This is a genomic window from Pseudomonas sp. NPDC087346 (assembly GCF_044744235.1).
In the GTDB taxonomy this organism is placed as follows: domain Bacteria; phylum Pseudomonadota; class Gammaproteobacteria; order Pseudomonadales; family Pseudomonadaceae; genus Aquipseudomonas.
Genome location: NZ_JBIUXX010000108.1, coordinates 1 through 10,161, shown reverse-complemented (window position 1 = coordinate 10,161; position 10,161 = coordinate 1). Strand labels below are relative to the sequence as shown.

Annotated in this window: 6 protein-coding genes; 3 read left to right on the top strand and 3 right to left on the bottom strand. The window is 59.1% G+C overall.

Going from position 1 to position 10,161, the window contains the following annotated elements; genetic code table 11:
- Window positions 1-337: 337 nt before the first annotated feature.
- Window positions 338-2,977, top strand: a complete 2,640-nt coding sequence (gene mprF, locus ACIOZM_RS30430) for a bifunctional lysylphosphatidylglycerol flippase/synthetase MprF (protein WP_401221095.1) — start codon at window positions 338-340, stop codon at window positions 2,975-2,977.
- Complete coding sequence (locus ACIOZM_RS30425) at window positions 2,977-4,275, top strand: virulence factor family protein (protein WP_401221092.1); 1,299 nt, start codon at window positions 2,977-2,979, stop codon at window positions 4,273-4,275. The genes mprF and ACIOZM_RS30425 overlap by 1 nt, the downstream gene beginning before the upstream one ends.
- An 875-nt stretch (window positions 4,276-5,150) precedes the next feature.
- On the opposite strand, the gene ACIOZM_RS30420 is transcribed toward ACIOZM_RS30425, so the two are convergent.
- The 3 genes from ACIOZM_RS30420 to ACIOZM_RS30410 form a co-directional block, all read right to left on the bottom strand.
- Complete coding sequence (locus ACIOZM_RS30420; protein ID WP_401221090.1) at window positions 5,151-5,849, bottom strand: hypothetical protein; 699 nt, start codon at window positions 5,847-5,849, stop codon at window positions 5,151-5,153.
- 1 nt (window position 5,850) lies between these two features.
- A complete protein-coding gene (locus ACIOZM_RS30415) occupies window positions 5,851-6,618 on the bottom strand; it encodes a MarR family transcriptional regulator (RefSeq protein ID WP_401221088.1) in 768 nt (255 codons plus the stop codon).
- 519 nt (window positions 6,619-7,137) lie between these two features.
- Window positions 7,138-9,039 (bottom strand): potassium transporter Kup, encoded by a 1,902-nt coding sequence (locus ACIOZM_RS30410; protein WP_401221085.1) that lies wholly within the window; start codon window positions 9,037-9,039, stop codon window positions 7,138-7,140.
- A 289-nt stretch (window positions 9,040-9,328) separates the two neighbouring features.
- Between ACIOZM_RS30410 and ACIOZM_RS30405 the strand changes: the two genes are divergently transcribed.
- Window positions 9,329-10,161, top strand: an 833-nt coding sequence (locus tag ACIOZM_RS30405; protein ID WP_401221082.1) for a radical SAM protein, incomplete at its 3' end; no start/stop codon positions are given.

The window sequence follows — 10,161 nt, the reverse complement described above, 5'->3', positions numbered from 1 at the left end:
GTAGCTCGTCGGGCTCATAACCCGAAGGTCGTCGGTTCAAATCCGGCTCCCGCAACCAAACATCAAAAAAGGCTGCTCGAAAGAGTGGCCTTTTTTGTATCTGTTGAAAAAGTCCTTTCGCAACAATGATCTGTCACTCTGCAGTGAACCGCTCGGGATCGTCAGACACGTCGAGTTGCGACTATGCTTGAGTCGCAGGCAAGACGTCTGCAATCCAGGAACTGCCCTCGCCCATACCGGATGAGAGGCGTAGTATTTTGTGATTATTTTTTTCTACAGGGATTGGTTACTTGGCTGGATACATCCATCCTGTCGCGCACAATCCAAGAGGTGATTGATGCGCGCCAACTCGTCTGATCCACAAGACACCGTCACAGCGAACCAACCGATCAAGCCCGAGCGTTTGCGCTTGCTGGACCGGTTGAGCAAATACCGTCAGCCGATTGGTCTCGCGGTCACTTTGCTGTTGTTCGCCATTGCGCTGATTGCCTGTCGCCATCTGCTTAGCGAACTCGACATCTACGCTTTGCATGACTCGATTCTCGACGTGCCGAAACCCGCTCTGATGGGTGCATTCGGCGCGACCGTGGTCGGCTTCATTATTCTGCTGGGCTACGAATGGTCTGCCAGTCGTTATGCCGGCGTGACAATACCTCCGCGTACTCTGGCTCTCGGCGGCTTCACCGCGTTCGCGATTGGCAATGCCATTGGCCTCTCGCTGCTGTCCGGCGGCTCGGTGCGCTACCGTTTATATGCACGACTGGGCCTGGGAGCGTCGGAAGTCGCGCACATGACCCTGTTTGCCAGCCTGTCGCTGGGTTGCGCCCTGCCGCCGCTGGCAGCACTCGCGACGCTGAGCGACCTGCCTGCCGCCTCTCAGGCGCTGGGACTGTCCGAAGCCCTGCTTGGCAGCGTTGCCGGGATCGTATTGGCGCTCGGCACAGTTCTGGCCATCGGCATCTATCGCCGTCGCCTGCCTGAGCAACCGTACCGCGACAACCTGCTGGTCCGGGTCGGGCGCCGCACCCTGCGCCTGCCGGGTCGACGCCTGACCTTTCTGCAACTGATCATCACCGCCCTCGATGTAGCTGCTGCTGCAACCGTGCTCTACCTGTTGCTGCCGGAAGCTCCACCGTTTGGCGCGTTCCTGCTGGTGTATCTGTTGGCATTGGCCGCTGGTGTTCTCAGTCATGTGCCGGGCGGTATCGGGGTCTTCGAAGCCATTCTGCTCGCCGCTTTCGCTGACAAACTCGGTGCCGCACCACTGGCCGCCGCGCTGCTGTTGTATCGCATGATCTATGTGGTGCTGCCGTTGCTGGTGGCCTGCATCCTGCTGCTGATCAACGAAGGCCAGCGTCTGTTTCAAACCCAGACCATGCGCGCCGCGTCCGGTCTGGCCGCACCGATTCTGGCGGTTTTGGTGTTCCTGTCGGGTGTGGTGCTGCTGTTTTCCGGCGCGACTCCGGAAATCGACACTCGCCTTGAACACATCGGTTTTCTGATCCCGCATCGTCTGGTCGACGCCTCGCACTTCGGCGCCAGCCTGATCGGCGTGCTTTGCCTGATGCTTGCCCAGGGCCTGCGTCGTCGCCTGTCGGCGGCTTGGATGCTGACCACCATTCTGTTGCTGGTGGGCGCCCTGCTCTCGCTGCTCAAGGGTTTCGACTGGGAAGAAGCCACACTGATGATCCTCACCGCCAGCCTGCTGGGGGTGTTCCGCCGATCCTTCTATCGTCCGAGCCGCCTGACCGAACTGCCGTTCTCGCCGCTGTATCTGGTGGCCAGCCTCTGTGTGTTGGGCGCTTCGACCTGGCTGCTGCTGTTCGCCTATCAGGACGTCCCTTACAGCCATCAACTGTGGTGGCAATTCACCCTCGATGCTGATGCCCCGCGCGGCTTGCGTTCACTGCTTGGCGCTGCGGTGCTGTTGCTGGTAATCGCCCTGACCTGGCTGCTGCGCACTGCCCGCCCGGTGATTCATCTGCCAACACCTGATGAACTGGAACGCGCATCGAAAATCCTGATGGCCTCCTCGCAGCCCGATGGCGGCCTCGCCCTGACCGGTGACAAGGCGCTGCTGTTTCACCCGAACGACGAAGCCTTCCTGATGTACGCCCGTCGTGGCCGCAGTCTGGTGGCGCTTTACGACCCGATCGGTCCCGGCCAGCAACGTGCCGAAATGATTTGGCAGTTCCGCGACCTGTGCGACATCTATCATGCCCGTCCGGTGTTTTATCAGGTGCGTGCGGAAAACCTGCCGTACTACATGGACATCGGCCTGACCGCGATCAAGCTCGGCGAAGAAGCCCGGGTCGATCTGCATCGCTTTGACCTGGAAGCCAAGGGCAAAGAGATGAAGGACCTGCGTTACACCTGGAACCGTGGCACCCGCGACGGCCTGTCGCTGGAGATCCATGAGCCGGGTCTGGCGCCGATGGACGAGCTGAAGGTGATTTCCGATGCCTGGCTGACCGGCAAGAATGTGCGCGAGAAAGGCTTCTCCCTCGGCCGTTTCAGCGACGATTACCTGAAGCATTTCCGCATTGCGGTGATTCGCTTCGAAGGTCGCCCGGTGGCGTTCGCCAACCTGCTCGAGACCTACGGCCATGACCTGGCCAGTCTCGACCTGATGCGCTCGCACCCGGACGCCCCCAAGCTGACCATGGAATATCTGATGGTCGGTCTGATTCAACATTATAAGAGTCACGGATACGCGCGTTTCAGCCTGGGCATGGTGCCGTTGTCGGGGTTGCAACCTCGACGTGGCGCACCGCTGACCCAGCGTCTGGGCTCGATGGTTTTCCGCCGTGGTGAGCAGCTGTACAACTTCCAAGGCTTGCGCCGCTTCAAAGACAAGTTCCAGCCTGACTGGGAACCCCGTTATATGGCTGTGCCCGCCGGACTCGATCCGTTGGTGGCGCTGGCCGATACTGCTGCCCTGATCGCGGGCGGCTTGACTGGATTGGTGAAACGCTGATGATTCAACGCTCCCTGAAGTACATCCTGGCCGCACTGATTGTGCTGGCCGTGATTGCCGGCGGCGGTTACTGGTACCTGAAACGCCCGGCACCGGAACCGACTCTCGAAAAGCTCACGCCGGCTGACGGCACCGCCATGACCCGGGTCATTCCCGGCACCAAGCCAAAGGCTCAGGTGCTGGTGGCGGTCAACGACGACCAAAAGCTCACTGACAATCAACTGACGACCCTGAGCCGCACGGCTTCGGCGCAGATCGTTCAAGTGATTCTGCCCAAGGATTGCCTGCTGCAAAGCCGCGCCCTGCAAACCGGTCTGCGCGAACTGAACGGCCCGGCCACTCTGGTCAGCGGTATCGGCCCGGGCGCTGTGCTCGCGTGGCGCTGGTTGGCGGAACAGAAAGACGACAAGGCCCAGGCGGTTTCCGTCGATCTTGCGCTGGAGAAAGGTGGCTGCACGCACCTGCTGCCGAAATCCGCCGCTCACGGCCACTGGCTGGTGGCCTGGAACGATAACCCGGACGACGCCAGCGCAGGCTTCGTGCGCGATCAACCGAACGCCGAAACCAGCATCAGCGACTACGACATCAACCTGCCGCAAGTGCTGAACAACGAACTGCGCAAGATCCTCGTCGGCGGCGACAAGGCCAATGGCGGTCTGGCGATCCCGGTGGTTGAAGTGCCGGCCGGTCAAGCCAAGGACACCGTGACCCTGTTCCTCTCCGGTGACGGCGGCTGGCGTGACCTCGACCGCGATGTGGCGGGCGAGATGGCCAAGATCGGTTACCCGGTGGTCGGCATCGACACCCTGCGCTACTACTGGCAGCACAAGAGCCCGGAGCAAAGCGCTCTGGACCTGACCGAACTGATGCAGCACTACCGTCAGAAATGGGGCACAAAGCGCTTCATCCTGACCGGTTACTCGTTCGGCGCCGACGTCCTGCCAGCAATCTACAACCGCCTGCCGGACACCGAGCAACAGCGCATCGACGCAATCATCCTGCTGGCCTTCGCCCGCACCGGCAGCTTCGAAATCGAAGTCGAAGGCTGGCTCGGCAACGCCGGCAAAGAAGCCGCCACCGGCCCGGAAATGGCCAAACTGCCAGCGGCCAAAGTGATCTGCATCTACGGCGCGGAAGAAGCCGACGAAAGCGGCTGCACCGACAAGACTGCAGTGGGCGAAGCGGTGAAACTGCCCGGCGGCCACCACTTCGACGAGAACTACCCGGCGCTGGCCAAGCGTCTGGTGGATTTGATCGAGAAGCGTCAGAGCAAGGATGAGGCTACGGCGCAGGAGTGATCTGAGCTGAAGCACAAAAGCCCCCGCTATCTCACGGTAGCGGGGGCTTTTTCACTCCTGAACCTGTCACGAAACCCTGTGGGAGCTAGCCTGCTAGCGATAGCGGTGGATCTGGTAACGATGTGTTGTCTGACACTCAGCCATCGCTAGCAGGCGCGCTACCACAGGGGTATTGGGCCGGATTCAGACAACTCGCCAGTCTCGCTGGCCAAGCTGAACATCTATCCACGTTACATCATCGTCACCAACGCTAAAGTCGCTGTCCGGCGCCACCAACAAGCTGCGTTGCTGAACTTGCGTCAAGTCCGCCCAAAATCCATCAGTGACAAATACAAAGCGCTCAACAGTGTCCAGAGCACAACAAACAAAGTCAGGGTTCGGGACCCGATTGATCTTCAAGCATCGCGTTACCGAATTTCGAGCTGGATCTTGCGCCAACTCACAGTGCGAACGGTCGCGCCGCCAATTGGCCTTGCAGTGAGGTGGCGTAATCCACTCGATGGCACCCGCCAACGTCACAATCCCGCATGAACAGTCTCCCTCGTATGCAACGGTAAGTCGGCCATGGGCGACCAAGCCAATCAGGTAACAGATGGCTCCCGTCTGACCAGCAGGCAACGACGCATGAAAATCCGCCAACATTGCACCCAGTAGGCACTCAACGGCTCTGGACTCTGCAGGATAGCCCCCCAGCTCCACTTGTGTGGAATGAGCCGCCAACATGCCAATTACAAAGCATTCAGCCAGCTGCCCACTGCCGCGCCTGGAAATGCCATCCGTGACGACAAAAAAACCACCGTCACCATCACAGGTCGCTCCGGCATAGTCATTATTTGCTCTAACGGCTCGCCCAGTGATTGATCGGGAGTGGTATCTCATGCGTTGGCCAGCGCTTTCATACGCCTGTGAATAATCTGTCCTCTGCCCGGATTCGCCTGCACCGAGCCTGAACTTTCGATCACGTAGCCAACCCCATCGAGCGCCATCAGCTTGTGGATTCCCTCTGTGATGAACGCCTTGAGGTCCTTGTCAGTCTGGCGCACCTCCTCCAACAGCTCAGGCCGACCATCGATCAAGATGATCATGTCCTCGACATCCTTGTGATAAGGATCACCATTTCCCCGACCAGCGAAAGCTTCCAGTTTCGTCGCGAGAAAATACGCGGGCTGGAATATCTGGATGGCAGTGCCGCTGGGCAGGGTGAATTTATGCGCCCTCGCCAGCCCTTCGACGAACCAGCGGTTGGCATAGCCGAGCACTGCAGGGTCGGAAGGCATGACATCCACGACAACGTCATTGAACCGGAAACGATAATTGACCTCGTCTTCACCCGTGATCTTGAATCCCTTGACGGCCAGCCGTTCGGTGAGTTGGTTCCAGGCGCTGATACCGGCCAACTCGATTACTAGATCAACGTCATCAGTGAAACGAATGTCGTCCAGCACTGCTGTATCTGTAACCAGCATGGCGGTTGTGCAACCGCCAACAAAAGCAACTTCGGCGAGAAACGCCTCGCCCAAGCCTTCAGCCACAAACTCTATGAGCTCGTAGTTGTGATCCGCGTTTGACGACATGTTATTTCAGCCCCATCCCTGCCTTCAGAATACTGATTGCCACACCACACTCACGCGGACCACCCAGACGGATTGCATCAGCTAGCGCCAGATAGTGGTAAAGGATCCGGTCTTTTTTCACTGCTTCCGGCACTGTTTTGTAAAGCGGCTCTATCGCTTGGCCTCGCTCGGTTCCATGTGCATCAGGCCAGACCGGAATCAAACCACCCGCACTCTTGATGCTTCTGGACAGCGCAGGTGCCGCAAAGCCCGTGGGTATGCCACGAACCATAGCGCCTGGCTTGACCGGGAAGAAGTACTTCAGCGCGTGCTCGGTAATTTTCAGCAGTTCCCGACGGTGCACTTTGGCGAGCCCGGTGTCGTAGTCATGGATGAGCAACCCGGATTCCCGGCATCGGCCGAGAGCATTTGAGACTTCGCTTTTGCTCAGTCCGAGAGAGGCAGACAGGGCACGCAGAGAGTACCGATCACTCCAACTGGTCAGCGGTGGATCAGATGCTGGTTCCGCCCATCCCTCCCAGCCTGGCCCATCAGCGAAAGGCGAGTCGAATTCGCGGCAATGGAAGATTGTGTCTTCCCCATCAGTGGAATAGCTGACCAATGGCTTCCCCACACTCTCACCTGCGGTCATTCGGCTGACGACATAAGGCCTGAGCAGCTCTTCGACCCTGTCCGAATTCGATTCTGCCTCCATTTCCCCCAAGAGATTCTCTTCCTGAGCGTGGAGACTGGCCATTTTGAACAAAAGCAAAATATCTTGACTCTTCATTTAATCGAAAACCTCAAGTGTCCACATTCCATAAAACGTGGACACTTGTCTCACTGCCGAGGCCGGGTCGTCAAGCCTTTGGGTCGATCACTAATCGCTGCATACCTTGTCCGCATATCTTCATGGCTGATTGTTTGGGCCAGATCAAAGATGAGCAATCGTTCACTGGCCTTCTTTTCGATCCGAAGGTCCTTTGGTTCATCCTGTACCTCTTGTTCCGCTGATGCCGTCATACGTACCTGAATGCTTTGCACACGTCGGTTCGTGCGTGACGTCTAGTATCGTTTACTTCCAGTCTCGCAATATCAGATGACGCCCATGGACCTTGTAGGCAAACTCCGAAACTCGTGTTCGGGCGCTTTGCCGCTCTATTGCGTTGTTTTTCGACGGGATACTCTCCGGACGTCGCTGACTGTCTAGTCCGGAAACAGGTTTACACCTATTCAGGACGAGACAGCAGACACAAAAAAGCCCCCGCCAGCCGCAAGGCTGACGGGGGCTTTTCAATTGCGGCGGGGCTTACATCTCGACCTGCGTCCCCAGCTCAATCACCCGGTTCAGCGGCAGATTGAAGAAGCGCAGATTGCCATTGGCATTCTTCAACATGAACGCAAACAGCGCTTCGCGCCAGCGGGCCATGCCTTCGAGTTTCGAGGCGATTACCGTTTCGCGGCTGAGGAAGTAGGTAGTACGCATCGGACTGAAATCCAGGTCATCCAGATGGCACAGCTTCAGCGCCTGCGGCACGTCTGGCTCGTCGGTGAAGCCGAAGTGCAGGATCACCCGGAAGAAGCCGTCGCCGTAGGAGTCCACTTCGAAGCGCCGAGACGGCGGCACTCGCGGGATGTCTTCGTAGACTACGGTCAGCAGCACCACTTGCTCGTGCAATACCTGGTTGTGCAGCAGGTTGTGCAACAACGCGTGAGGCACGGCGTCGGAGCGCGCAGTGAGGAACACTGCGGTGCCCTGCACGCGATGCGGCGGTTGCACGCGGATACTGCTGATGAAGATCGGCAGCGGTAGCGCGCCTTCATCCAGACGCTCGACCAGCAATTGCTTGCCGCGCTTCCAGGTGGTCATCAGCACGAACAGCGCGATACCGGCGATTACCGGGAACGCACCGCCCTGAACGATTTTCGGCACGTTGGCGGCAAAGTACAGACCGTCCACCAGCAGAAAACCGATCAACACCGGCACCGCGAGGATTGGAGGCCATTTCCACAGCAGCAGCATCACTGCCGACACCAAAATGGTGGTCATCAGCATGGTGCCGGTCACGGCCACGCCGTAGGCCGAAGCCAGAGCGCCGGAAGATTCGAAGCCGAGCACCAGCAGGACCACGCCGACCATCAGCGACCAGTTCACCGCGCCAATGTATATCTGGCCCTGTTCGGCGCTGGAGGTGTGCTGGATGTACATGCGCGGGATGTAACCGAGCTGGATAGCCTGACGGGTCAGGGAGAACGCACCGGAAATCACCGCTTGCGAAGCGATCACCGTGGCCAGCGTCGAAAGGCCCACCAACGGAATCAACGCCCAGCTTGGCGCCAGCAGATAGAACGGGTTACGCGCCGCTTCCGGGTTTTCCAGCAGCAAGGCGCCCTGACCGAAGTAGTTGAGCACCAGTGCCGGCAACACCAGGATGAACCACGCACGGGCAATCGGCTTGCGACCGAAGTGGCCCATATCGGCATACAGCGCTTCGGCACCGGTCAACGCCAGCACCACGGCGCCGAGGATTGCCACACCCATACCCGGATGAACCACGAAAAAATTCACTGCCCACATCGGGTTCATCGCACGCAGCACTTCCGGTGCGTGAGTGATGCCATACACGCCGAGCGCACCGAGCACCAGAAACCAGGTGACCATGATCGGCCCGAAGAGGATGCCGATCCGCGCGGTACCGTGTTTCTGGATTAGAAACAGCGCCACCAGCACCACCAGCGACAACGGCACCACCCAATGGTCGATGCCATCAAAGGCCAGGCCCAGGCCTTCAATGGCCGAGAGTACGGAAATCGCCGGGGTGATCATGCTGTCGCCATAAAACAGCGCCGCACCGATCAGCCCGCAGACCACCAGCAACGACCGCAGTTTTTTGCGCTCGCCAGCCGCTCGCCGTGCCAGCGCCGTGAGCGCCATGATCCCGCCCTCGCCCTGGTTGTCGGCGCGCAGGACGAACATCATGTACTTGATCGAAACGACCCAGATCAGCGACCAGAAGATCAGCGACAGAATGCCCAGCACGCCATCGTGATTGACCGCCACACCGTAGCCCCCGGAAAACACTTCTTTAAGGGTGTACAACGGGCTCGTGCCGATGTCGCCGTAAACCACCCCGACCGCAGCGACCAGCATGCCGATCGGCTTTGCCGTCGAATGCTCGGCACCCGCCGCCTGACTACTTGCCTGACCCATCCAACACTCCTGATTCCCAAACCGGCTTCTTCGAATGAAGCACTATGCTTTGTGGTGCAGCATGCGCTGTTTTACCTGTTGTTACAGACGTTTTGTTGACTGTAAAAATTCAGTAAAGCGCAAAGGCGCGAAGCATAGCGCAGCACTCGTCGTATTTCCCTGCATAAAGCTGGTCAACTGCGTGACGCACCGCTAGAATTGCGCACTTTTTGATCAGAGGCGCGCCCTAAGCGCCCGTCCGTCGGCTTCCGAACCAGGCAAGCGACGTCACAAAATACCGAGGTTAGACATGTCCACCACTCCTGCGCCGGCCAATCCAAAGGTTGGCTTCGTATCTCTGGGTTGCCCGAAAGCTTTGGTCGACTCCGAGCGCATCCTGACCCAGCTGCGCATGGAAGGCTATGACGTCGTGTCCACCTACCAGGACGCCGACGTTGTGGTGGTCAACACTTGCGGCTTCATCGACTCGGCCAAGGCAGAATCGCTGGAAGTGATTGGCGAAGCTATCAAGGAAAACGGAAAAGTCATCGTCACCGGCTGCATGGGCGTCGAAGAAGGCACCATCCGTAACGTCCACCCAAGCGTGCTGGCCGTGACCGGTCCGCAGCAGTACGAGCAAGTGGTCAACGCCGTGCACGACGTCGTGCCGCCGCGCAAAGATCACAACCCGCTGATCGATCTGGTGCCGCCGCAAGGCATCAAGCTGACTCCGCGTCACTACGCGTACCTGAAGATTTCCGAAGGCTGCAACCACAGCTGCAGCTTCTGCATCATCCCGTCGATGCGCGGCAAACTGGTCAGCCGTCCGGTCGGTGACGTACTCGACGAGGCGCAGCGCCTGGTCAAGTCCGGCGTCAAAGAGCTGTTGGTGATCTCGCAAGACACCAGCGCCTACGGCGTCGACGTCAAGTACCGCACCGGTTTCTGGAACGGCGCGCCGGTTAAAACCCGCATGACCGAACTCTGCGAAGCGCTGAGCACCCTCGGCGTCTGGGTCCGTCTGCACTACGTTTACCCGTACCCGCACGTTGACGAGCTGATCCCGCTGATGGCCGCCGGCAAGATCCTGCCGTACCTGGACATTCCGTTCCAGCACGCCAGGATCTTGCCGGCGGCCATCAG

Excerpts from the sequence above, each read along its gene's own strand:
- mprF (WP_401221095.1), top strand. The coding sequence starts at position 338 with ATGCGCGCCAACTCGTCTGATCCACAAGACACCGTCACAGCGAACCAA.
- ACIOZM_RS30425 (WP_401221092.1), top strand. The coding sequence starts at position 2,977 with ATGATTCAACGCTCCCTGAAGTACATCCTGGCCGCACTGATTGTGCTG.
- ACIOZM_RS30420 (WP_401221090.1), bottom strand. The coding sequence starts at position 5,849 with ATGTCGTCAAACGCGGATCACAACTACGAGCTCATAGAGTTTGTGGCT.
- ACIOZM_RS30415 (WP_401221088.1), bottom strand. The coding sequence starts at position 6,618 with ATGAAGAGTCAAGATATTTTGCTTTTGTTCAAAATGGCCAGTCTCCAC.
- ACIOZM_RS30410 (WP_401221085.1), bottom strand. The coding sequence starts at position 9,039 with ATGGGTCAGGCAAGTAGTCAGGCGGCGGGTGCCGAGCATTCGACGGCA.